Origin of the sequence: Sphingomonas longa, assembly GCF_016892685.1 — a bacterium.
GTDB classification, from domain to species: domain Bacteria; phylum Pseudomonadota; class Alphaproteobacteria; order Sphingomonadales; family Sphingomonadaceae; genus Sphingomonas; species Sphingomonas longa.
Genome location: NZ_JAFEMC010000001.1, coordinates 123,348 through 147,117, shown reverse-complemented (window position 1 = coordinate 147,117; position 23,770 = coordinate 123,348). Strand labels below are relative to the sequence as shown.

Below are 23,770 nucleotides of genomic sequence, written 5' to 3'. Positions count from 1 at the left end.
GCGTGTTGTCTAGCTTATGTTGAGGCGTGTCCCGGTTTGGACTAGGCGGAGTGTCCCTGACACATCCGGGCGGGATCATGACGGCCACCATCGCGCTCGTCGACGACGATCGCAACATCCTGACCTCGGTGTCGATCGCCCTTCAGGCGGAGGGTTTCCTGACGCGGGTCTATGCCGATAGCGAGGCGGCGCTGAAGGCGCTGCTGGAGAACCCGGCCGATCTGGCGATCTTCGACATCAAGATGCCGCGAATGGACGGGCTGGAGCTGCTGCGCCGCCTGCGCGAGAAGAGCGCGATGCCGGTCATCTTCCTGACCAGCAAGGACGATGAACTGGACGAGGCGCTGGGGCTGGCGATGGGCGCGGACGATTACATCGCCAAGCCGTTCAGCCAGCGGCTGCTGATCGCCCGCGTCCGCGCCATCCTGCGCCGGACGGAGGCGATCCTGCCGACCGGCGAGGCCGAGGCGGCGGCCAAGCCGCTGGAGCGCGGCCGGCTGGCGATGGACCCGGCGCGGCACCGCACGACGTGGGACGGACAGGCGGTGACGCTGACCGTGACCGAGTTCCTGATCCTTGAAACGCTGGCGCAGCGGCCGGGCATCGTGAAGACGCGCAACCAGTTGATGGATGCCGCCTATCAGGACGACATCTACGTCGACGATCGCACGATCGACAGCCACATCAAGCGCGTCCGCCGCAAGTTCCGCCAGATCGATCCGGAGTTCGACGCGATCGAAACGCTCTACGGTGCCGGTTATCGCTTCTCCGAGGAATAGCGTGCGGCCGTCCGAGATGGATGGTGACGGCCCGGACGATACGCACGAATTGTCGCTGCGCTGGTCGGGGCGGATTTCGCTGACGCAGCGGATCCTGGCCGTGAACATCATCGCGCTGCTGATGCTGGCGGGCGGGTTCTTCTATCTCGATTCGTATCGCAGCCGGGTGGTCGACAGCCGGGTCGAGCAAGCCACGCGCGAGGCGCGGCTGATTGCGGAGGCGATCCGCGCGGGTCGGCCGGACGATCGCGACGCGTTGATCCTGCGGCTGGCGACGGAAACCGGGGCGCGACTGAGGCTGGTGGGCGCCGACGGCACGTTCGCGGACAGCAGGCGGCTGGGCCTGCGCAACTTCGTGCTCCAGGACCCCGACCGCGACTGGTACGACCAGCGGATCGCGCGGTTCCTGGACGGAGTGATCGACACCGTCGTCGCCGCGCCCCGCCCTCCCCTGTACCGCGACCGCACCGCCCCGACCGGCTGGGACGAGGTGAAGCTGGCGCTGGCCGGCACCGGCGTCGCCGCGACGGTCTGGCGCGCGCCGGACCGGACGCCGGTCATCACCGCCGCGGCTCCGCTGACGCGCGGCACCGCCGTGCTGACCACGGTCAATGCGCGCGACATCACGCAGACGGTGCGGATCGAGCGGTTCCGCCTCAGCGTCGTGCTGCTGGTCGTGACCCTCGTGTCGGTGCTGCTGTCGCTGTTCCTGGCGCGGACGATCGTGCGGCCGCTGCGGCGGCTGGCGCGGGCCGCCGTACGGGTCCGGCGGGGACGTGCGCGCGAGGTGGTGGTGCCCCGCCTGCCGTCGCGGCGCGACGAGCTGGGGATGCTCGCACGGGCACTGTCGGATATGAGCAGCGCGCTGCGGGTCAGGATCGACGCGACCGAGGCGTTCGCGGCGGACGTCACCCACGAATTGAAGAACCCCCTCGCCAGCCTGCGCTCCGCCGTCGATGGGCTGGCGAGCGTCAAAGACCCGGGCTTTCAGGCGCAGTTGCTGGCAATCGTGCAGGACGATGTGCGCCGGCTCGATCGGCTGATCACCGATATCTCGGAAGCGTCGCGGCTCGACGCGCAGCTCAGCCGCGCCAAGTTCGAGCCGGTCGACATCGGCCGGATGATCGCCGGCCTGCTCGACCAGCGCGAGGCGCGCGGGGCGGAGCGCGGCGTACGGTTCCGGCTGGACGATCATGACGAGCCGCTGGTGGCGCTGGGGGAAGGCATGCGGCTGGAGCGGGTATTCGAGAACCTGCTCGACAATGCCGTGTCCTTCTCTCCCGATGACGGGCTGGTGACGATCGCCGCGGAGGCCGATGGCGACGAGCTGGTGGTCGCGGTCGAGGATGACGGGCCGGGCGTACCGGAGGAGGAGCGCGAGGCGATCTTCCGCCGGTTCCAGTCGATCCGGCCGGCCGGCGAGGCGTTCGGGCAGCATTCCGGCCTGGGCCTCGCCATCGCGCGGGCGATCGTTGATGGGCATGGCGGCACGATCGCGGTAGAGGCGCGCGGGAACGGCGTCGCCGGCGCGCGGTTCGTCGTTCGCCTGCCGCTCGCCGACGCGACTTGAGGATGCTGCCATGACTTCGCTGTCGTCCGAGACGCTGCACGCGACGAGCATTGCGATCGAGGGCCATGCCGTGTTGATCGAGGGCAGGTCGGGCAGCGGCAAATCCGATCTCGCGCTGAGACTGATCGATCGTGGTGCGGTGCTGGTCAGTGACGATTATACCCTCCTCGTCCGGCGTGACGGGCGCTTGCTGGCGCGACCGCCCGCGACGATCGCCGGACGGATCGAGGTGCGCGGACTCGGCATTCTGCCGATGCCGCATGTCGAGGATGTGCCGGTGGTGCTGATCGTGCGGATCGACGACGACGTGCTGCGGATGCCCGAGCGGCGGGCGCGACGGCTCGCCGGCGTCGAGGTGCCGCAGGTGGCGCTCGCGCCGTTCGAGGCCAGCGCGCCGATCAAGCTGGAGATGGCGTTGCGACGCGAATTGGGCGGGACACAACCAGCATGAGTCAGGCAGCATGAGCCAGGAAGTCCTGCTCGTCACCGGCCTGTCCGGAGCCGGCAAGTCGACGGTGTTGAAGACGCTGGAGGATCTGGGCTGGGAGGTTGTCGACAATCTGCCGCTCGTGCTGCTCGACCGGCTGCTCGACGCGCCGCTGCCCGCGGGTGTGGACGGGCGGCGGCAGCGGCTGGCGCTGGGGATCGGTGCGCGGACACGCGACTTCGATCCGGCGCGGATCGTCGACCGGATCGGGCGGATGCGTGAGGATCACGGGCTGGAGGTCGGGATGCTGTTCCTCGACTGCGCCGGCGCGGAACTGGAGCGGCGCTATTCGGAAACGCGGCGGCGGCATCCGCTGGCGCTCGATCGCCCGGCGGCGGACGGGATCGCGTATGAACGCGAGTTGCTCGCGCCCTTGCGGGATTTCGCCAACCGCCTGATCGACACGACCAGCCTGAACGCGCACGCATTGGGCTTGCAGGTGCGGCGGTCGTTCGGCGACGAGCAGGGCGGCGAGCCGGTGCTGTCGGTGGTGTCGTTCGGTTTTTCGCGCGGCCTGCCCCGCGATGCCGATCTGGTGTTCGACATGCGATTCCTGCGCAACCCGCACTGGGTGCCGGACCTGCGGCCGGGCACCGGGCTGGACGCGGCGGTGGCCGATTATGTTGCCGCGGACCGGGCGTACGAGGAGGCAGTATCGCGGATCGAAGGGCTGCTGGCGCTGCTGATCCCCCGCTACCGCGCGGAGGGGAAGGCGTACGTAACAGTGGCGATCGGGTGTACCGGAGGGAGACACCGGTCGGTCCATGTCGCCGAACGGATCGGCGGCTTCTTGCGCGGACGCGGATTTTCCCCCACGGTCCGGCATCGTGATTTGGAGGCGGCACCGCAGGACTCGCTGGAGGGTCCACGGTTGCGTCGGCAAGGATAGAATAGCCAGTTTATGATCGGGTTGGTTCTTGTGACCCACGGGCGACTCGCGGACGAGTTCGTGACCGCGATGGTGCACGTCGTCGGCCCGCAGGAGCGTGTGGCGACGATCGCGATCGGTCCGGACGACGATATGGAGGAACGCCGCGCCGACATCGCGACGGCGATCGCGGCGGTCGATGCCGGTCGCGGCGTGATCGTGCTGACCGACCTGTTCGGCGGCACCCCGTCCAATCTCGCGATCAGCCTGATGGAACGTGGCCGGGTCGAGGTGATCGCGGGCATGAACCTGCCGATGCTGATCCGGCTGGGCTCCGCGCGCAAATCCATGAAGGTGGTCGATGCGGTCGCCGCCGCGCGCGAGGCGGGTCGTAAATATATTTCGGTGGCGTCCGAGGTTCTGGGAGAGGCCGCGGCATGAGCGTGCAGCGCACGGTACAGATCACCAACCGCCGCGGGCTCCACGCGCGCGCCTCCGCCAAGTTCGTGACGCTCGCCGCCGCGCTGCCGTGCGAGGTCCATGTCTGCAAGGACGACGGGTCGGTGACGGGCACGTCGATCATGGGGCTGATGATGCTGGGCGCCGCGATGGGCGACAGCATCACGATTCGCGCGACCGGCGACGGCGCCGAGGAAGCGGTCGGCAAGCTTGCCGAACTGGTCGAGGCCAAGTTCGGCGAGGACTGACCTCTCCGATCGTCACCGTCATGCCGCGCCAGATCACCGCCTATACCAACCCGCTCGTGAAGAGCGTCCGCGACCTGCGCGACAAGCGTCACCGGCGGGAGCAGCGGCGATTTCTGGCCGAGGGACTGCGCATCCTGACCGAGGCGCGCGAGGCCGGGCGGCTGCCGGTGATGCTGTTCTTCGCCGCGGCGAGCGCGGGGCATCCGCTGGTCCGCACGCTGGTCGACGAGGTCGAACGCGCCGGCGGCGACGCGATCGAGACGACGCCGGATATCCTGTCGAAATTGTCGGGCAAGGATAACCCGCAGGCGGTAGTCGGGGTGTTCGAGGAGTTCGAGATCGGCCTGGCCGATCTCGACCGGACGCAGGCAGGCATCTGGCTGGTCGCGGAGCGTCTGCGCGATCCAGGCAATCTCGGCACGATCCTGCGCACCGGCGACGCGGTCGGTGCGGGGGGGCTGATCCTGGTCGGCGAGTGCGTCGACCCGTTTTCCGTCGAGGCGGTCCGCGCGAGCATGGGGGCGCTGTTCACGGTGCCGGTCGTGCGGTGCGAGTGGGGGGATTTCCTCGTGTGGCTGCGAAAGGGGCCGGGGCAGTTGGTGGGCCTGAGCCTCGACACTGAAGATGACTACCGTGCCGCTGAATACGCCGCGCCGACCTTTCTGCTGACGGGCAACGAGGCGCAGGGGATGCCCGATGGCTATGCCGCGGCGTGCGATTTGCTGGTCAAGATCCCGATGCTGGGCAAGGCGGACAGCCTGAACGCCGCCGTCGCGACCGCGGTGATGGCGTACGAGGTGCTGGCGCAGCAGCGGGGGTAATTACTCGTCCAGCATCGCCGCGGTGATGCCGTGCGGGTCGAGGATGAATTCGCGGGTCAGGCGATAATGGTCGGTTTCCTTCAGCTCCACCGCGTCAAGGCCGCCGCGCGACATCTGGAGCAGCGCCGCGCCCGGCAGCGCCATCAGGATGGGCGAGTGGGTCGCCATGATGACCTGCGTCCGGCTCTCGTTCTGCATGCGTCGCAGCAGTTTCAGGAAGTCGAACTGGCGTTTGGGCGACAGCGCGGACTCGGGTTCGTCGAAGATGAATAGACCGGGGCGGGTACAGCGTTCCTCGAAGAAGCGCAGGAAGCCTTCGCCGTGGGAGTGGGACAGGAAATCCGCTGACGGACTGCCGGCCGCGTCCAGATATCGGGCGACGGTGAAGAAACTCTCCGCGCGGAAGAACCAGCCCTGCCCGATCCGGGGCAGCCATGCGGCCTTTAACGCACGGGCCAGGTCGCCGCCGCCGCGTTCGATCGCAGTGCTGTGATCGACCGCGCGGTAGCCGGGGCCGCCGCCGCCCTCGTCGAAGCCGGCAAGGACGGCGATCCCTTCGAGCAGCGTCGATTTGCCGACGCCGTTCTCGCCGACGAGGATCGTGACGGGTGCGTCGAATTGCAGCTCGAACGGCCCGCGCGCGAACAGCGGCAGGCAGAACGGGTAGGCGGCGTGATCGACCAAGGCGTCCGGGTCGATCCACACGCGCTTGAGATAGGGTGGCGGGAGCGTGGTGTGACGGCCCCGCGCCATCCCTATTCCACCGCGCTGATGAGTTTGGCGAGCGGGCGCGGGCTGCTCTCGACCAGCGGCAACGGTTCGATCGTCTTGCCGGCCGTATCGATATTCAGCGCCTCGAACCGCTTCGCGGAGGTCAGGACCTGGCTTTCGAGGCTGCCGACAAATGCGTTGTAGGCGGTGTTTGCGGTTTCGAGGTTGCGGCCGAGCTTGGTGATGTGCTCGCCCATCTTGGATAGGCGGATGTAAAGCTCCTTCCCAAGCGCTCCGATCTCCTCCGCCTGCTTGGCCAGCTTTTCCTGTCGCCAGACGGCCGAGACGGTGCGGGCGATGGCGATGAGGTTGGTCGGGGTGGCGAGCAGCACGCGCTTGTCGAAGGCGAAGTCCCAGAGGGTCGGGTCATGCTCCAGCGCGGCGGACAGGAAATGTTCGCCGGGGACGAACATAACGACATAATCGGGGGCGTCGTCGAGCTGGTTCCAGTAGCTCTTGTTGCCGAGCCCGTTGACGTGCGCGCGCATCGAGGCGGCGTGGCGCGAGAGCCCGAGTTGCCGTTCGGTATCGTCGACCGCGCCGAACGCGTCCTGATAGTCGTTGAGCGACACCTTGGCGTCGATCACCAGTGACTTGCCACCGGGCACGCGGACGATCGCGTCGGGGCGGAGGCGACCACCCTCCCCGTCCGACACGCTGACCTCGGTCTGGAAGTCGGTGTGTTCTGAAAGGCCGCAATTTTCCAGTACGTTGCGCAATTGCTGCTCGCCCCAGCGACCGCGTGCCTTGGGGGCGTTGCGCAGCGCGTTGACCAGCTTCGACGCCTCGTTGCGGACGGTCTCCTGCCCGACGCGCATCGATTCCATCAGTCCGGTGAGATTGCCAAATGCGTCGCGACGCTCCGCCTCCGCCTTGCCGACGCCTTCCTCGTAGCGTTGCAGGCGGTCGTGGACCGGTTGCAGCAGCGCGGCGAGGCGCTGGCCCGACGTATGCTCGGATTCGGTGAAGCGGGCCTGGGCACGTTCGAGGAACTGCGCCTGAGCGCCCTCCAGCGCGCGCGCGGCGGCGGCACCGAATTGCGCGGTCATCACCTCGCGCGCTTCTACGAGGTGGCGGATCGTCTGCTCGGCGGCGGCCTGACGCTCCTCGCTCTGCGCGCGCAAGGAGGCAAGGTCCTGCATTGCGCCGCGGGCCTGCTCCAGCTGATCGACGACCGCTTCGTGCGCGGCAATGCGTTCGGCCGCCTGTGCGCGGTGCCAGGCGAGTTCCTGCAGCGCGTCGTTGCGTTCGCGCTCGACCGCGTCACGCGCCTGCCGGACGATGTCGAGATCGGCAGCGCGGGTGTTGGCGACGGCGAGGTCGCTGGCGAGCTTGGCGACACTGCGGCTGGCGACGATCCAGCCGACCGCGAGGCCGACCAGCACCGCGAGGATGCCGACGATCAGAAGGTCCGGGGTCATGCGTCAGGCCCCGAAGTGGATGAAGTGGAGGGTCTGGCGCATCGTTTCGTCTTTCGTTCGCGGCATGCAGGGACGCGACCCATCCGACATCGGACAGGCGCAGGGAACGTAGCAGGAACGCCGCCGGTGCGACAGCGCAAAACCGCGTCAGGCGTTGCGGCGCATCTTCGTCAGCTTTTTCATGAGCATGTCGCGCTTCAGGCGGGAAATGTGGTCGATGAAGAGGATGCCGTCGAGATGGTCGATCTCATGCTGCATGCAGGTCGAGAGCAGTCCGTCCAGTTCCTCTTCGTGCGTCTGGCCGTCGAGATCGAGCCAGCGGACCCGGCAGCGCGCGGGGCGCTCGACCTCGGCATATTGCTCCGGGATCGACAGGCAGCCCTCGTTGTAGCGGGCGACATCCTCGCTGACCGACAGGAGTTCGGGGTTGATATAGGCATGCGGGTCGCGGACCGGCTTGCCCTCCTCGTCCTCCTCCGACTGAAGATCGATGACGACGACGCGGCGCTCGACGCCGACCTGCGTCGCAGCGAGGCCGATGCCGTGCGCGGCGTACATCGTCTCGGTCATGTCGGCGACGAGGGTGCGGACGGTGTCGTCGACGGTCTCCACCGGTGCGGCGACGGCGCGGAGGCCGGGATCGGGAACTTCGAGAATGGTGAGGACGGTCATGCGCGCCGGATGCCGACGAACCGCCGAACCGTCAAGCATGCCCCGTTCCGGGACCGGACGCGATCATCCTGCTTTACCCGGTACACGATCATTTGTAGGCGGCCGTGCAAAGGGGTTTCATCAATGAACACGCTATTCCAGCTTGCGGCCATGAGCGCAGCGTCGGTCGTGGTCCCGGGTACGGCCACGGCGGCGGTGATCTTCGAACGCGCCACGGGGGCCACCAACATCGTCGTGCGGGTCGATGGTGGCGGTCCCGACGTGTCGTCGATCAATGACGGGATCACCGCCCCCGGAACGCTGTCGATCGTCGACGCGGCCAGCCGGATCGGAACATCCTCGACCGCCCGTGCTGCGTCCAGCATCATCGCGGAGTTCACGTCGTCCGCGTCGGCGACGATCGCCTTCGATCAGGCGACGGGCTATACCGGACCGGGCACCGCCGTCGCGGTAGCGGTCGGCGTGCTGTTCTACGATTTCGTGCTGACGACGCGGTCCGACATCGCGCTGACCGGAACGGTCGCGACCAGCGGCGAAGACGCGGTGCCGCTGGGGCAGAGGATCGGCATTACGGGCAGCGGTGGCGCTGCGCTGTTCGACAGCGGCCGGATCGCTGGCCCGTTCGCCTCGACGGTGACGCTGGGTGCGGGTCGCTACAGCATGTTCGTCGGCGACCTGACGACGAATGTGGTCGGCAACGATCCCGACGACGCTTTGGGCGCATCGACGGGCAAGACGCTCAACAGCCGCTATTCGATCGCCATCACCGACGCCGCAACGGTTCCCGAGCCGGCGAGCTGGGCGCTGATGATCGCCGGGTTCGGGATGGTCGGCGGCGCGATCCGTCGACGCGCGTCGGTCAGGATACGGGGCGCCGCGCTCTGAGCGCCTGCGCCAGCGTGCCTTCGTCGAGATAGTCGAGTTCGCCGCCGACCGGCAGGCCGTGGGCGAGCTGGGTGACGCGCACCGGGAAGCGCTCGATCCGCTCGGCAAGATAGTGGGCGGTCGTCTGCCCCTCCAGCGTGGCGTTCATCGCCAGCACGACCTCGTCGATGCCGCCCTGTTCGATGCGGCGGACGAGCGCGTCGATCGACAGGTCCTCGGGGCGAACACCTTCGAGCGCGGACAGCCGGCCGCCGAGCACGTGGAAGCGGCCGGGGAACAGGCGCGAGCGGTCGAGCGCCCAGAGGTCGGCCACCTCCTCCACCACGCACAACGCGCGCGCGTCGCGGCGCTGGTCGGCGCAGATCGAGCAGGGATCGGTGGTGTCGACGTTGCCGCAGGTGGAGCAGGTCGCCAGCCGCTCCTCGACCGCAGCCAGCGCGGTCAGCAACGGACCGAGCGCCGCCTCCCGCTTCTTGAGCAGATGCAGCACCGCGCGACGGGCGGATCGGGGGCCGAGCCCGGGCAGGCGGGCGAGCGCCTGGGTCAATGCTTCGATCTCGGGAGAGGCCATGTCGGGAACAGATAGGGGGTTGCGTCCGCCTCCGCCAGCGTGTCGAGAGCGTGCCCATGCGGATCGTTTTCATGGGAACGCCGGAGTTTGCGGTGCCGACGCTCGACGCGCTGGTCGCGGCCGGACACGACGTGGTGGCAATATACAGCCAACCGCCGCGACCGGGCGGACGACGCGGACGCGAATTGGTCGCCTCGCCGGTGCAGCGACGCGCCGAGGTGCTCGGCATCGCGGTGCGGACGCCGGTGTCGCTCCGGACCGCGGAGGCGCAGGCGGAGTTCGCGGGCTGGAACGCCGATGTCGCGGTCGTCGCGGCGTACGGGCTGATCCTGCCGCGCGCGGTACTGGATGCGCCGGTGCATGGCTGCCTGAACGTGCACGGATCGCTGTTGCCGCGGTGGCGCGGGGCGGCGCCGGTGCAGCGGGCGATCCTGGCGGGCGATGCCGAGACGGGCGTCGGGATCATGCAGATGGAAGCCGGGCTGGATACCGGTCCCGTACGGCTGGAGGGGCAGACCCCGATCGACGCCAAGACGGCCGGCGAATTGACCGTCGAACTAGCGACGCTCGGCGCGCGGTTGATGGTCGCAGTGCTGGGTGACCTTGCCGGGCACCCGCCCGTGCCGCAGCCGGAGGACGGCGTCACCTATGCGGCGAAGATCGACAAGGCCGAGGCGCGGATCGACTTCTCGCGAAGTGCTGTGGAGGTCGAACGGCTGGTGCGGGCGATGAACCCGGCACCGGGGGCCTGGTTCGAGATCGGGGGAGAGCGGGTCAAGGTGCTGGCGGCGGTGGTGGGTGCAAGCCCCGCGCTTGTCGATCCGGGTCACTCCGCCAGTCTCCCCGGCGAAAACTGGGGTCTTTCCGGGGAGAGCGAGACGCCTGCCGCGCGAGACCCCAGCGTTCGCTGGGGTGACGGCGGCTGTGACGGGGAGAGCGGGGATGACGGGGTCGGCATAGCCCCCGGCACCGCCCTGGACGACGCGCTGACGATCGCGTGCGGGTCGGGCGCGATCCGGCCGACGCTGGTGCAGCGGGCCGGGCGCGGGGTGACCTCTGCCGACGATCTGTTGCGGGGCTTTCCGATCCCCGTCGGGACCCAGCTTTGAAGCGGTTCGCGCTGACGGTGGAGTTTGACGGCCGGCCCTTCATGGGCTGGCAGCGGCAGTCGCACGGACCGTCGGTTCAGGGTGCGCTGGAGGCGGCGGCGTTCGCGGTAACTGGCGAAGAGGTGGCGGTGCACGCCGCGGGCCGGACCGATGCCGGCGTGCATGGGCTGGCGATGCGGGCGCATTGCGATGTCGCGAAGCCCTTCGCGGCGTTCCGCCTGATGGAGGCGCTGAATGCGCGGCTGCGGCCGCATCCGGTGGCGGTGCTGGCGTGCGAGGAGGTCGCGGCCGACTGGCATGCGCGCTTCTCCTGCATCGGGCGGGCGTATGAGTACCGGATCGTCAACCGGCGGGCGCCGCTGACATGGGAGGCCGGGCTGGCATGGCAGGTCCCGCAGCCGCTGGACGAGGAGGCAATGGCGCGCGCGGCGGCGATGCTGGTGGGGCGGCATGACTTCACCACCTTCCGGTCGGCGCATTGTCAGGCGGACAGCCCGGTGCGGACGCTGGACGTGCTCGCGGTTGAGCGGGTCGGCGAGCGGCTCGCGGTGAAGGCGGCGGCGCGGTCGTTTCTGCATCATCAGGTGCGGTCGATGGTCGGGTGTCTGGCGCTGGTCGGCATGGGACGATGGGCGGTGGACGATGTCGGGGCTGCGCTGGCGGCGCGGGATCGGTCGCGGCTGGGCCTGAATGCGCCGCCGGACGGGTTGTTCTTTGTCGGGGCGGTGTATCCCGACAGCGTAACGACGTGACGTTGGCCCATCCGATCGGCGCGCACCAACCTTGTCGAGGGGCTCGCGCATGATCTGTGCTTCGACAGGCTCAGCACGAACGGATCAAGCCGATGTGACCACGCTGCGAGTTTCGCGCGGACGCGCGGACAGGAAGAGGAACGGTCCGCCAACGTTTTGAGGATTCTTTCGGCCTGAATATCCAGAAGGCTTCCCCGTCTTTGCGTCTTGCGTGAACAATCTTCCCGACAGGATCGGTTGGTTTTCGAATTAGCGACTCAGGCAGGCTGCGAGTTCGACGTGGGTGGACCAGCGGAACTGGCCGACCGGCTGGACCCAGTCGATGCGCCAGCCCTCCTCGACCATCGACTTCGCATCGCGGGCGAACGTCGCGGGGTTACAGGAGACATAGGCGAGACGCGGCGTCTTGCAGGCGGCGAGCGCGGCGGCCTGTTCGCGCGCGCCCGCGCGGGGCGGGTCGATGACGATCGCATCGAAGCGATCGAGTTCCGCCACCGTCAGGGGCCGGCGATAGAGGTCGCGATGCTCGGTGAACACCGGCAGCTGACGGGCGTGCGCAGCGGCCTTCAGCCCCATCAGCGCGTCGCGCGCGCCCTCCGCCGCATAGACCTTGGACGGCAACGCGAGCGCGAAGGTGCCGAGCCCGGCGAACAGGTCGGCGACGGTGCGCGCTCCGGCCGTCGCTTCGCGGACGGCGGCGACCAGCGCGTCCTCCCCCTCGCGCGTGGCTTGCAGGAACGATCCGGGGGGCAGCGCGACGGGGATGCCGCCGAGCGTGATCGTCACCGGTTGCGGCTCCCAGCGCGCTTCGGGGCCTTGGCCGTCGTCGACGCAGAAGCGCGCGACCTTGTGCCGGTCGCAGAAGCTGGTCAGCGCCTCGGCGGCGGCCAGTCCCTCCGGCGCGAAGCCGCTGACGAGAACGTCGGGCCCCTGATCGGAGAGCGTCAGGTGGACGTCGGCGCGACGCTTGAGGCCCAGCTTCTGGAACAGCGCGCGCAACGGCGCGACGAGCGCGAACAGTTCGGGCGCGAGGATGTGGCATTCGCGCATGTCGACGACGCGGTGACTGCCCTCTGCGGTGAAGCCGAGCACCCCGCGTTCCGCGTGCAGAGTCGCGCGGCGGCGGGTATTGGGCGGCGAGACGATTGCCGGGCGGATGGGGGCGCTCAGCCCCTGCCCGTCCAGCGCCGATGCGATACGGTCGGTGACGAAGCCGGCATAGCTCTCCTCGTCGAGATGCTGGAGCTGACAGCCGCCGCATTGCGGGAAATGGCGGCATGGCGGCACCTGATGGTGCGGGCCGGGAATGACCTCGAAACTGTCGGTCAGCGTGTCGCCGGGGGCGGCGAAGGGGGCGTGGCGGCCGTCGTCGGCGACGCCGTCGCCGGGCGCGGCGACGCGGAGGATGGTGCTCATCGGACGCGCGATAGCGCGGCGGCGAGGTCGTCGGCAATGAAGGACCGTCCGCAAAGGCGTGCGGCCTCGCCGTGCAGCCATACCGCGGCGCAGGCGGCGGCGAACGGATCGAGGCCGCTCGCCAGCATCGCCCCGGTCGCGCCGGCCAGCACGTCGCCGGTGCCGGCGGTGGAGAGCCAGTCGCTGGCGTCGCCGGCAACCACCGCGCGGCCGTCGGGTACGGCGATGACGGTGTCGGGGCCTTTGTAGATCACGATGGCGTCGGCGCGGGCGGAGGCGGCGCGGGCACGGTCGATCTTGCTCGAATGGGTGTGGCCGAACAGCGCCTTGAACTCGCCGGCATGGGGTGTGAGGATCGCCGGCGCATGGCGCGATGCGTCGGGGTCGAACAGATGCAGCGCGTCGCCGTCGATCACCAGCGGACGGCGGCTGGCGAGCGCGGCGGCGAGGCGCGCGCGGGCGGTATCGTCGCGGCCGAGGCCGGGGCCGATCACGACCGCGCCGATGCGGGGATCGTCGAGTGCGGCGTCGCTGTAGGTCTTGCGGACCAGCGCGTGCGGGATGCCGTCGGCGTCGCCGAGATGCAGGACGTAGCCCGCGCCGGCATGCATCGCGGCAAGACTGGCGAGATCGCTCGCGCCCGGCATCGCACCCGCGACGACCGCGACCATGCCGCGGGTGAACTTGTGCGAGTCGGGCCCGGGTTCTGGGAGATCGGGGGTCGACAGGACGAAGGTTGTGCTGCCCTCACCCTTCACTTTCCCGGAGGGAGCCAGGATGTCGATGATGCGAGCGTTACGGCTGTAGCGGGCGGCGGGCTGGAGGAGGTGTGCGGGCTTGGCGTGGCCGAGCGCCAGCGTCAGGTCGGCGGCGGGCGGTTCGGTCAGGACGCTGCCGTCGTCGGTGGCGACGCCGCTGGGCAGGTCGACCGCGATCAACAGGCGCGCGGATGCGGCCAGCCGGTGAAGATGGTGCGCGACATCGTCGGCGAGCGGGCGCGACAGGCCGGTGCCGAACAGCGAGTCGACGAGGATCGGTGCGGGCGCGGCATCCGCCAGCCGCTCGACCGCGCCGATCCAGCGGTCGGCAGCGGCGCGCGCGAGATCGGTGGCGGGTGGAGCGGACGCGGCCACGCGCACCGGGTGCCCCGACTCCGCAAGCCGACGCGCCGCGACATAGCCATCGCCGCCATTGTTGCCGGGGCCGCAGAGGATGAGCACCTCCGCCCCCGTTGCGAGGCGGCGGACGGCGGTCGCTATCCCCTGCCCTGCCTGCTCCATCAATCCCGCGAGGTCGCCATGCGCCGCTTCCGCCACCCACATCTGCACGGCGGTGAGGATCGGGCGCCCGGCGAGCGGGATCACGGGTTCGCCTTCACCGTGGCCGGCAAGCGGTAGCGATCACCGGCGACGTCCACCTCGATCACGCCGGGCTCGACGATCGATACCTTCGCATCCTCCGCGCCGTCGGCAGGAATGACGCCGCGGCCGTCGGTGGTGACGGTGAAGCGCCGGAACGCGCCGTCCGGGTGGCGCAGCGTCAGGACGGTGCCGTCCCTCCCCGCTTCGCCCTGCGTCTGTTCGACGGTGCAACTGCGCGCGAGCGGAGCGTTGCCGCGCGCGCAAAGGATGCGGCCATCCTCCGCCGCGGCGACACCCTGCTGCGCCTCCGCATTGGCCAGTACCTCCGTGTCGGTGGTGCTGCCTTGGCTGCACGCAACGAGCATAAGGGCGGCGACCCCCGGCCCAATGCTTCCGCGCAGACGGGAGTACTGCGATTGGTCGTCCGCCCGCAGCCCTGCCTGCCTCACTGGATGCCCGCGTTCGGGGCCAAACATCTCAGATGTCGGCATAGACATGCGTCTCCGCCTGCGCGCCCGGATGAGTCAGCGCGCCCTTGTACGCCGGGCCGACGTTGCGGGCGTAGCGCCACAGCACGCCCGATTGATAGTCGTTGGTGCGCGGCTGCCAGCGGGCGCGGCGTTCCGCGAGTATGGCATCCTCGACCAGCAGGTCGATCGTCCCGTCCTCCGCGTCGATACGGATCGTGTCGCCGTCCTCGACCAGGGCGATCGGGCCACCCTCCGCCGCTTCGGGGCCGACATGGCCAATGCAGAAGCCACGCGTCGCGCCCGAGAAACGGCCATCGGTGATGAGCGCCACCTTCTCGCCCATGCCCAGTCCGTAGAGCGCCGCGGTGGTCGACAGCATCTCGCGCATGCCGGGTCCACCCTTCGGACCTTCGTAGCGGATGATGACGACTGCGCCCTCGACGATCGAGCGGGCCTCGACGGCGGCGAAGGCATCCTCCTCGCAGTCGAAACAGCGCGCAGGGCCCTCGAACTGGAGGCGATGCATGCCGGCGACCTTCACGATCGCGCCATCGGGGGCGAGGCTGCCGCGCAGGCCGACGACCCCGCCGGTCGGGCTGAGCGGCGTCTTGACGTCGTAGATGACCTTCTGGTCGGGATTCCACGTCACCTGATCGATATTCTCGCCCAGCGTCCTGCCGGTCACGGTGATGCAGTCGCCGTTCAGCAGTCCGCCGGCCAGCATCGTCTTCATCAGCATGTAGACGCCGCCGGCCTCATACATATCCTTTGCGACATACTGCCCGCCGGGCTTCAGGTCGGCGATATAGGGCGTGGACTTGAACGCCTCGGCCACGTCGAACAGGTCGAAATCGATGCCCGCCTCGCTCGCCATCGCCGGCAGATGCAGCGCGGCGTTGGTCGAGCCGCCGGTGGCGGCCACCACGCGCGCGGCGTTGATGAAGGCTTCGCGCGTGCAGATGTCGCGCGGGCGGAGGTTGCGGGCAACCAGTTCCATCACCTGCGCACCCGCCGCCACCGCGATCTGCTCTCGCGTGGAATAGGGCGCCGGCACCATGTTGCTGTTGGGCAGGGACAGGCCGATCGCCTCGCCGACGCAGGCCATCGTGTTCGCGGTGAACTGCCCCCCGCACGCGCCGTGTCCGGGGCAGGCGACCTTCTCCAGCGCGTGGACCTCCTCGATCGGGCAGGCGCCGGCGGCGTATTTTCCGACGACCTCGAACACGTCGACGACGGTCACGTCGCGCTCCTTGTACCGGCCGGGCAGGATCGATCCGCCATAGACGAAGATCGACGGAATGTTCAGGCGGAGCATCGCCATCATCATGCCCGGCAGCGACTTGTCGCACCCAGCAAAGCCCACCAGCGCGTCGTAACAGTGGCCGCGCACCGATAGTTCGACCGAGTCCGCGATCACCTCGCGGCTGACCAGCGACGCCTTCATGCCCTGATGACCCATCGCGATGCCGTCGGTAACGGTGATGGTGTTGAAGCGCCGCGGCAGGCCGCCGCCCTGGATCACGCCCGCCTGCGCCGCATCCGCCTGCCCATCGAGCGTGGTGTTGCACGGTGCGGAGTTGTTGCCGGCCGAGGCCAGTGCGACGAACGGACGCGCAATCTCCTCCTCGGTGATTCCCATCGCGTAGTAATAGGAGCGGTGCGGAGCGCGTTCCGGACCGACGGAGACATGACGGCTGGGGAGCCGGGCCTTATCGAACTGAGTCATGGCGACAGCCTATGTCGCGCCGAGGGTCCGTGGCGCAAGCTTCTTTCATGGTGCGTGCCATCGACCCGCCTCCATGAACTCTCCGTCACTTTTGTTATGTGAAACAGGCTTCTTCTCTTGAAAGGATAGAACCAATGTATATCAATGATCGGGTCAACGACCTTGGCAGGGGGAACAGGGGTAATGATCTGGCCGAGCGCCGCAACGAGGGAGATGCCGGCGTGAGCGGCCTTGCCCGCCGTGGCGTTCTGCTGGGTGCGGCCTTCGGAACGCTCCCGCTCGCGGTGCTGGGGGGCACCCGGGCGGGAGCGGCGGATACACCGTCGGGCGGCACCGTCATCGTGTCGACATGGGATTTTGGGGCCGCCGCCAATGCGGCGGCGATCGCACGTCTGAAGGCCGGCGGCACGCTGCTCGACGCGATCGAAGCGGGCGCTCGCGTGCCGGAGGCGGACCCCTCGAATCATTCGGTGGGCTATAGTGGTTATCCCGATCGCGACGGCCATGTCACGCTCGACGCCGTCATCATGGACGACCGCGGCCATGTCGGCGCGGTCGCCGCACTGGAGGACGTGATGCACGCGGTGTCCGTCGCCCGTGCGGTGATGGACAAGACGCCGCACACCTTCCTGGTCGGACCGGGCGCGAAGCAATTCGCGCTGGCGCAGGGCTTCCCCACCCGTAACCTGCTGACACCGGAGTCGAAGAAGGCGTGGCGCGAGTGGCTGAAGACCGCGCGCTACAAACCGGAAGCGAATATCGAGAACCGCATCGGCGGGACGCGCGGATCGGCGCTGGATCACGACACGATCGGCATCATCGGACGCGGCCCGGACGGCCGGTTCGCCGGAGCGTGCACGACATCGGGCATGGCTTTCAAGATGCGGGGCCGGGTGGGCGACAGTCCGCAGGTCGGGTCCGGCCTGTTCGTGGAGGCCGGCGTCGGCGCGGCCACCGCGACGGGTGTCGGGGAAGAGGTCACACGGATCGCAGGCACGGCGCGCGTCGTCGCGTCCATGCGCGGCGGGATGGGCGCCAAGGCGGCCTGTCGGGAAGCGGTGGAGCATATCGTGCGACTGCGCGGCGACGCCGTGCGGGACGCGCAGGTCGGCTTCCTGGCGATCGATCGCCATGGCGGCGTCGGCGCGTTCGCGCTGCAACCGGGATTTACTTACGCAATGACGGACGGCGACGGCGCGACGACGATCGTGCCGGCCGACAGTCTCAGGCGAAGTTGACGGATCAAGCGGCCGCAGGGGGCGGTCGCTGGATCGGCGCACCGCGATGCGGGCGTCGATCCGAAGGGGGGAAACGACGTGAAGACGATCATGAGGTTGATGGCGACGAGTTGTCTCGTCGCGGTGGCGGCGACGCCGGCCTGGGCACAGACGGCAGAGACGGCGCCGTCGGTACCGGGCGATCCGGTCGCGGACGCGAAGCTGATCGCCGATCAGGACGACGACGCCCGCACCGCCCGTCCCGACGAGATCATCGTCACCGGCACGCGCATCACGCGGCCCAACAACAAGTCGGCCGCCCCGATCGTCACGACGACGGCAGCCGAGATCGCCGCGCAGGGGGCGACGACGATCGAAGAGGTGCTGAATCGCCTGCCGCAGGTGCAGGTGAATTCCGAGCAGAATCTGGACGACTCGCAGGGAAGGCAGCGGATCAAGCTCCGCAGTCTTGGCTATGAGCGCACGTTGATGTTGATCGACGGGCTGCGCTTCGGGCTGCCCAACACGATCGACGTCGGCATCGTGCCGACGATGCTCACCGAGCGGGTCGACGTTCTGTCCGGCGGTGCGTCGTCGGGTTACGGCTCGGACGCCGTGTCGGGCGTCGTCAACTTCATCCTCAAGAAGAACTTCGAGGGCGTCCGCATCGACGGCAATTACAGCTTCTTCAACCATGACAACCGAGACGGTGTCGTCGCCCGCACCGCGCGGGCCGCCGGGTTGAACTTCAAGCCGGGTTGGACCAACGACGGGGCGCGTGCGAATGTGACGATCGCGGCAGGTGTCAACCTGTTCGACAACCGCGTGAACATCAGCACCTATTTGAACTACGCGAAGTCGGACGTGCTGCCGTTCGGCAACCGGTCGCACTCCGCCTGCGAAATCACCAAATCTAGCCGTGACGCCGCCCCGGCCTGTCTGCGTGCCAGCTATACTGGTGTCGGAACGATCATCCCAAGGGCCGGGGCGCGCGCAGGGCAGCTTCTGGTCAACGATCCCACCGGTTCCAGCACCTTCATTCCGATCAATTCGGCACCCGGAACCTCTGCCAATCCCTTCGACGATAATTCCTATCAGCGTCGGTTCGAGCGGTGGAATACGGGTGGATTCCTGACTGCCCAGATCAGCGATCAGATCGAGTTCTATGCGAGCGCGCTCGCCTACAGCGATACCTCTTCAAACTCTGTGCTCAACCGCAACGAAAGCCACCTGAACTATGGCGAGCCGCCGTTTCAGGTGAATTGCGATAACCCGTTCCTCTCCGCCGCGCAGGCGACCGTTCTCTGCGGCAGGTCGGCTGGCGTCGCGGGGGCGTTTGCGCCGATCGACGTCCGCTATCGGTTCGATGGACTGCCTCCGAGGCAGACGCGCTTCCTCAACCAGAGCTATCGCATCACCAGTGGATTCCGAGGACGCACCGGAGACGGTACTTGGACCTACGACTTGGCGGGTATGATCTCACGGTCACAGATCGAGAACTACGGCACGCCGTTCGTCGACTACGACCGGATCAACAACGCGCTCGACGTGATCACGGTGAACGGGCGCCCGACATGCCGCGTGGGCGGCGACTGCGTTCCGTTCAACGCCTTCACCCCTTACAACAGCGATCCCGCTCTCGGCGCGTACCTGTTCAACTCCAACGCAATCGCCGAAATCCGTACTCCGCGCCTTATGCAGTTCCTCGGCACGATCAGCGGAGATCTTGGCAAGTATGGGATCACCTCGCCACTCGCCAAGCAGGGCGTCGCGATCGCACTGGGAGCGGAGTACCGTGACGAACGGGATAGCCGCAGCGCGAACGCCGCATTCCGTGCGGCGCAAGGTGGCGAGGACGTGAGCTTCACCCAGAACATCCTCGAGACGAACATCGAAGTACAGGCGCCCTTGATTGAAGACCGGCCGTGGGCCGACATTCTCCAGGTCAACGGCGGCTATCGTTTGTCGAAGTATAATCGTCTCCGGGGCCACTTCGACACCTGGAAGCTCGAGGGCCTCTGGGGGCCGATACCCGACGTCACATTCCGCGGTTCATACAACAAGTCGCAGCGTGCGCCCGACGCGAGCACGGCTACCAACGCTCTGGATGTGTTCAGCGAACAAGGTTTTTATGCTGAGCCTTGTTCGACGCGACGTAATCCAGCCGATCCCAACGGCGCTCGTCTCGCGCCGATCTTCACGGCGGCGCAGTGTCGTAACACCGGTCTTCCAGACAACCTTTATGGCAGCGCAACGCTGATCTGCCCTGACGATGCGTGCACCGTACGGCAGAACGGGTTCCCCGTTACCCCGGAAACCGGGTACACCACTACTTTCGGCGTCGTCCTCCGCCCGCGCTTCCTGCCGGGTCTTACAATGTCGATCGACAGGTGGAAGATCGATGTCCGCGACGAACTCGCCTTCGTTCAGCCTCAGGATTATCTGAACGAGTGTCTGACGAGTGGGCTGGAGTATTTCTGCCAGGGCGTGGTGCGTAACCCTGGAACGTTTACTCTGTTCAGTGCCTTCGGACGCAATCCGACGAGCGGCTATGTCGCGCGCGGGGTGCGGAACGCCTATCGGACGAATTCACACGGCATCGACTTTCAGGGGCAGTATGATCTTGGCCTTGGCGCATACGGTAGGGTCAATCTGAACTTCAACGGCACGTTGATGACCTTGGTCGGAGGACAGGCATCCCCCGTCGCCATTCCCCGGAACTGCGTAGGATATTTCGGTTACGGGTGCGGCGAAAGCATGCCGCGATGGGCGCATCAGTTCCGGACGACCTGGACGTCAGCGGATCGCGTCACCAACGTGTCACTGAACTGGCGTCACCGCGCGGGCATGCCATTGGGGACGTTCGCACCGGCCGATCGTGGTGTTCCCGCGCAACCGGCGGATACCAAGTGGACGGATTATCCGGGTATCGGTGCGTTCAACTGGTTCGATCTGTCGCTGAGCTTTGACATCGCAAAGCGCATGACGTTCCGCCTGACGGCCAATAACATCCTTGATCGTGATCCGCCGTTGGTGCCGAACAGCCGCGAGCGGATCGGTCTGCTGCGGACGAATACAATCCAGGGATACGACCTGCTGGGTCGCCAGATCGTGGCGGGCATTTCGCTCCGGCTCTGAGGATCGTCGCGCGGCCCAGCGTCTAGACGCCGGGCCGCTCACCCCAACCTACTTTTTCAAGGACAGCCGTCGTTCCCCCGAGCGACGGCTCAACTTGCGGCCTCCACCCTTGTGGTGGGGGCCTTTTTTACGTGCGCGGTATTTGTGATGAGCGAGGATCGCCGCCAACGCGGGCGATCGCAACGGATTACAATGCGGCGAGGGCTTTCGCGACGCCGTCCATCGTGAACGGCTTTTGCAGGACCGGGCGGTCGCGGAAGCGCTGGTCGACGCTGTCGTCGCTGCCGCCGGTCGCGAACACGAAGGGGATTCCGGCCGCGTCGAGCGCTTCGGCGACGGGAGTGATCTTCTCACCGCCGCGCAGGTTGACGTCGAGGATCGCGGCGTCGATGCCGCCACCGTCAATCCGGCCCAGTGCGGTCGCCACGCTGTCGACGCTGCCGGCGACGCTCTGGTCGAGCACCTCGAGGAAATCCTCGAGCATCATGGCGATCAGGGGTTCGTCCTCAACGATGAGGATGTGCTTCGGGGCAGTCATCGCCTGATGCCTTAGCCTTGATTGGGACGGTGACGCAACGGTTGCGCGCCGCCCCGGTAACGCACGTCACCGATTGCCGAGCGCATCCCGAGCGGCTTCCCATAATTGCTGCACGGAGAAGGGCTTAGGTAGGAATGCGACGTTATCGAGATCGATCGATTTGCGCAGCTGCTCCTCCGCATAGCCGGACATGAACAGCACAGGCAGGTCGGGATAGCGTTCGCGGGCGTGGCGGACCATCGTCGGGCCGTCCATCGTCGGCATCACCACGTCGGAAATCAGCAGATCGGGACGATCAATCCGATCCAGCACCTCCAGCGCCGCCTCACCATTATCGGCGGTGACCACGGTATAGCCCTGCCGCGCGAGCGCGCGCTCGGCGACCGCGCGGACCATGTCCTCGTCCTCGACCAGCAGCACGGTGCCCTGCGCCCACGCCTCGCTCTTCGGCATCTCGCGGATCGCTGGCTTGGTCGGGAGAACGGGTGCCTCCGGTGCGGTGTGGACGGGGAGGTACATGGTGAAGGTGGCACCCTGCCCCGGCCGCGAGTCCGCGAAGATCCAGCCGCCCGACTGCTTGACGATGCCATACACCGTCGAGAGGCCCAGCCCCGTGCCCTTGCCGAGTTCCTTCGTCGTGAAGAACGGCTCGAAGATCTTCGGCAGGATGTCGGCGGGGATGCCGGTGCCGGTATCGGTGACCGATAGCGTCGTATAGTCAGCGGCGGGCAGGATGTCGGACCCCATCGCGCGAACCTCGGCCGCGGTCACGGAGCGGGTCTGGATCGTCAGCGTGCCGCCGCCGCGCGGGTGCGCGGTCATGATCGCGTCGCGCGCATTGACCGCGAGGTTGACGACGACCTGCTCCAACTGCCCCGGATCGGCGCGGACGGGCCCCAGGTTGCGGCCATGCGTGACGTCGAGCTTCACCGTCTCGCCCATCAGCCGCTTGAGCAGGTTCGACACCTCGGACACGACGTCCGGCAGCTGCAACACCTGTGGGCGCAGCGTCTGCTGGCGGCTGAACGCGAGCAACTGGCGGGTCAGGCCGGCGGCGCGGTTGGAGTTGGTGCGGATCTGCTGGATGTCGTCATAATCGCTGTCGCCGGGCGAGTGGCGCATCAGCATCAGGTCGCAATGGCCGAGGATCGCCGTCAGGATGTTGTTGAAATCATGTGCGACGCCGCCGGCGAGCTGGCCGACCGCCTGCATCTTAGTCGCCTGCGCCACCTCGCGCTTCAGGCGGCTCTCCTCGCTATTGTCCTTCAGGCTCAGCAGCACCGCGGCATCGCCCAGCCCCCGTGCGCCGGCGATCGTCAACGCGACCGGCTCGTCGGGATGATCCTTCAGCCGCACCGCCATGTCGGCCGAGTGCGTCGCCCCGCCCGCGAACCGGCGGATCGCGTCAGCCACCGCCGCCTTGTCCTCCCGCACCACGAGATCACCGGGATAGAGCGGCGGCGCATGCGGATCGACGGAGGCGGCGCGGACGAACGAATCGTTCATCTGCAGGAAGCGCCCGTCGCGATCGACCAGCGCCATGCCGAACGGCATCAGCGAAACCAGGCTGCGGACATGCGCCGACGCCGACGCGCCGATCGCGGGCGCATCCTCGCGGTCGTCGAGCAGGACGATCAGGATCGGGGAATCGTCGCCCTCCAGGAACGGCACCTGCAACAGGCGCAGCGGCGTGCCCTCCAGCCCCTCGCGCTCGAACCGCAGCAGTCCGCGGCTGTCGGTGATCAGGAAGTGCGCGAAGTCGCGGTGGCGGATCGTCGCCTCGCCACCTGTCGCGCGGAGCGTCAGCGCGCGATTGGCGGCACGGACCCGGCCATCGCTATGTAGCAGCGCGGCCATGATCCCGACCTGCCCCAGTCGCTCACCGGACTCGCCCGCGATCAATTGCTCGGCGGTGGTGGTGACATCCTGCTCCGGCGCGGCGGCGAAGCGCCAGACGAGCATGTCCGCTTCTTCGCCGGCGCGGGTGACGCTGGCGATCATCACGCTGCCCTCGACCACCAGCCGATCGATCGTAGCGGTCCCGTCCCGCCACGCGAGCCGCCCCGCGTGGCTGAGCGCGTCGACCCCACTCTCCCCGATCGGCAGCGCGGGCGGCGTGGGAAAGTCGCCGAACAGATGTTCATAGGCATCGTTGGCGCACACCAGCCGTCCGGCGCGATCGGTGACCGCGACGGCATCCGTGCTAGCGGCGGCAACGGCGCGCGTGATGTTCCAGTCGACCGCCCTGCCCTCCGGCGCGCGGGGCGGAGCAAGCAGTCGCCACACCGCGGCGATCCCGATCAGCACTACCGCACCGCCGAGAAAGCCCGCCGCTGCGATCCAGCTTCCGGTCAGCAGCAGCACCAGCACCGCCGCCGCGATGCCGGCAGCGACAGCGATCAGCGCAGCGAGACGGACGGGGGACAGGCCGAGGGATGTCATCGCGCCAGCCTTCGGGCGGAAGTAGAGGGCTCGTCAAGCATATCCCCTT

Annotated in this window: 22 protein-coding genes; 12 read left to right on the top strand and 10 right to left on the bottom strand. The window is 68.0% G+C overall.

Annotation, left to right across the window (positions count from 1 at the left end; genetic code table 11):
- Window positions 1-77: 77 nt before the first annotated feature.
- Genes ILT43_RS00705 through ILT43_RS00675 form a run of 7 tightly spaced genes read left to right on the top strand, consistent with a single transcriptional unit; the run spans window position 78 to window position 5,232 of the window.
- Window positions 78-779, top strand: a complete 702-nt coding sequence (locus tag ILT43_RS00705) for a response regulator transcription factor (protein WP_204193239.1) — start codon at window positions 78-80, stop codon at window positions 777-779.
- Window positions 780-795: 16 nt separating this feature from the next.
- Entirely contained in the window at window positions 796-2,349 is a 1,554-nt protein-coding gene (locus ILT43_RS00700; RefSeq protein WP_239473915.1) for a sensor histidine kinase, read from the top strand.
- A 10-nt stretch (window positions 2,350-2,359) separates the two neighbouring features.
- Entirely contained in the window at window positions 2,360-2,800 is a 441-nt protein-coding gene (locus tag ILT43_RS00695; protein WP_204193236.1) for an HPr kinase/phosphorylase, read from the top strand.
- Between the two features lie 10 nt (window positions 2,801-2,810).
- Window positions 2,811-3,725 carry an RNase adapter RapZ gene (gene rapZ / locus ILT43_RS00690; protein WP_204193234.1) on the top strand — a complete coding sequence of 305 codons (915 nt, stop codon included), beginning with the start codon at window positions 2,811-2,813 and terminating at the stop codon, window positions 3,723-3,725.
- Window positions 3,726-3,737: 12 nt separating this feature from the next.
- Complete coding sequence (locus tag ILT43_RS00685; RefSeq protein WP_204193233.1) at window positions 3,738-4,145, top strand: PTS sugar transporter subunit IIA; 408 nt, start codon at window positions 3,738-3,740, stop codon at window positions 4,143-4,145.
- Entirely contained in the window at window positions 4,142-4,411 is a 270-nt protein-coding gene (locus tag ILT43_RS00680) for an HPr family phosphocarrier protein (RefSeq protein WP_204193231.1), read from the top strand. Before ILT43_RS00685 ends, ILT43_RS00680 begins: the two co-directional genes overlap by 4 nt.
- A gap of 20 nt (window positions 4,412-4,431) precedes the next feature.
- Window positions 4,432-5,232 carry a TrmH family RNA methyltransferase gene (locus ILT43_RS00675; protein ID WP_204193229.1) on the top strand — a complete coding sequence of 267 codons (801 nt, stop codon included), beginning with the start codon at window positions 4,432-4,434 and terminating at the stop codon, window positions 5,230-5,232.
- Here ILT43_RS00675 and ILT43_RS00670 read toward each other — a convergent pair whose 3' ends face one another.
- From ILT43_RS00670 to def, 3 genes are all read right to left on the bottom strand, one after another.
- A complete protein-coding gene (locus ILT43_RS00670) occupies window positions 5,233-5,985 on the bottom strand; it encodes an AAA family ATPase (protein ID WP_204193227.1) in 753 nt (250 codons plus the stop codon).
- Window positions 5,986-5,987: 2 nt separating this feature from the next.
- Entirely contained in the window at window positions 5,988-7,424 is a 1,437-nt protein-coding gene (locus tag ILT43_RS00665) for a DNA recombination protein RmuC (RefSeq protein WP_204193226.1), read from the bottom strand.
- A 147-nt stretch (window positions 7,425-7,571) separates the two neighbouring features.
- On the bottom strand, window positions 7,572-8,096 hold the full coding sequence (gene def / locus ILT43_RS00660) for a peptide deformylase (RefSeq protein ID WP_211534337.1): 525 nt from the start codon (window positions 8,094-8,096) through the stop codon (window positions 7,572-7,574).
- A 123-nt stretch (window positions 8,097-8,219) separates the two neighbouring features.
- On the opposite strand from def, the gene ILT43_RS00655 reads away from it, so the two are divergent.
- Complete coding sequence (locus tag ILT43_RS00655) at window positions 8,220-8,981, top strand: PEPxxWA-CTERM sorting domain-containing protein (RefSeq protein ID WP_204193223.1); 762 nt, start codon at window positions 8,220-8,222, stop codon at window positions 8,979-8,981.
- Here ILT43_RS00655 and recR read toward each other — a convergent pair.
- Entirely contained in the window at window positions 8,956-9,552 is a 597-nt protein-coding gene (gene recR / locus ILT43_RS00650) for a recombination mediator RecR (RefSeq protein WP_204193221.1), read from the bottom strand. The genes ILT43_RS00655 and recR overlap by 26 nt on opposite strands.
- 56 nt (window positions 9,553-9,608) lie before the next feature.
- Between recR and fmt the strand changes: the two genes are divergently transcribed.
- Both fmt and truA read left to right on the top strand, forming a co-directional pair.
- Window positions 9,609-10,661 carry a methionyl-tRNA formyltransferase gene (fmt, locus tag ILT43_RS00645; protein ID WP_204193219.1) on the top strand — a complete coding sequence of 351 codons (1,053 nt, stop codon included), beginning with the start codon at window positions 9,609-9,611 and terminating at the stop codon, window positions 10,659-10,661.
- Window positions 10,658-11,413, top strand: a complete 756-nt coding sequence (gene truA, locus ILT43_RS00640; protein ID WP_204193218.1) for a tRNA pseudouridine(38-40) synthase TruA — start codon at window positions 10,658-10,660, stop codon at window positions 11,411-11,413. Before fmt ends, truA begins: the two co-directional genes overlap by 4 nt.
- 249 nt (window positions 11,414-11,662) lie before the next feature.
- Here truA and ILT43_RS00635 read toward each other — a convergent pair whose 3' ends face one another.
- The 4 genes from ILT43_RS00635 to ilvD all read right to left on the bottom strand — a co-directional run bounded on the left by ILT43_RS00635 (window position 11,663) and on the right by ilvD (window position 16,386).
- Entirely contained in the window at window positions 11,663-12,829 is a 1,167-nt protein-coding gene (locus ILT43_RS00635; protein ID WP_204193216.1) for a class I SAM-dependent RNA methyltransferase, read from the bottom strand.
- Window positions 12,826-14,193, bottom strand: a complete 1,368-nt coding sequence (locus tag ILT43_RS00630) for an NAD(P)H-hydrate dehydratase (RefSeq protein WP_204193215.1) — start codon at window positions 14,191-14,193, stop codon at window positions 12,826-12,828. The genes ILT43_RS00635 and ILT43_RS00630 overlap by 4 nt, the downstream gene beginning before the upstream one ends.
- Complete coding sequence (locus ILT43_RS00625) at window positions 14,190-14,555, bottom strand: hypothetical protein (RefSeq protein WP_204193213.1); 366 nt, start codon at window positions 14,553-14,555, stop codon at window positions 14,190-14,192. The genes ILT43_RS00630 and ILT43_RS00625 overlap by 4 nt, the downstream gene beginning before the upstream one ends.
- A gap of 112 nt (window positions 14,556-14,667) precedes the next feature.
- Entirely contained in the window at window positions 14,668-16,386 is a 1,719-nt protein-coding gene (gene ilvD / locus ILT43_RS00620; protein WP_204193211.1) for a dihydroxy-acid dehydratase, read from the bottom strand.
- 221 nt (window positions 16,387-16,607) lie between these two features.
- Between ilvD and ILT43_RS00615 the strand changes: the two genes are divergently transcribed.
- Both ILT43_RS00615 and ILT43_RS00610 read left to right on the top strand, forming a co-directional pair.
- Complete coding sequence (locus tag ILT43_RS00615) at window positions 16,608-17,624, top strand: glycosylasparaginase (RefSeq protein WP_204193209.1); 1,017 nt, start codon at window positions 16,608-16,610, stop codon at window positions 17,622-17,624.
- A gap of 90 nt (window positions 17,625-17,714) precedes the next feature.
- Entirely contained in the window at window positions 17,715-20,741 is a 3,027-nt protein-coding gene (locus ILT43_RS00610) for a TonB-dependent receptor plug domain-containing protein (protein ID WP_343283948.1), read from the top strand.
- 187 nt (window positions 20,742-20,928) lie between these two features.
- On the opposite strand, the gene ILT43_RS00605 is transcribed toward ILT43_RS00610, so the two are convergent.
- Both ILT43_RS00605 and ILT43_RS00600 read right to left on the bottom strand, forming a co-directional pair.
- Window positions 20,929-21,279, bottom strand: coding sequence for a response regulator (locus ILT43_RS00605; RefSeq protein ID WP_204193205.1), 351 nt, complete (start codon window positions 21,277-21,279; stop codon window positions 20,929-20,931).
- 66 nt (window positions 21,280-21,345) lie between these two features.
- Window positions 21,346-23,721 (bottom strand): hybrid sensor histidine kinase/response regulator, encoded by a 2,376-nt coding sequence (locus ILT43_RS00600; RefSeq protein ID WP_204193204.1) that lies wholly within the window; start codon window positions 23,719-23,721, stop codon window positions 21,346-21,348.
- Window positions 23,722-23,770 lie beyond the last annotated feature (49 nt).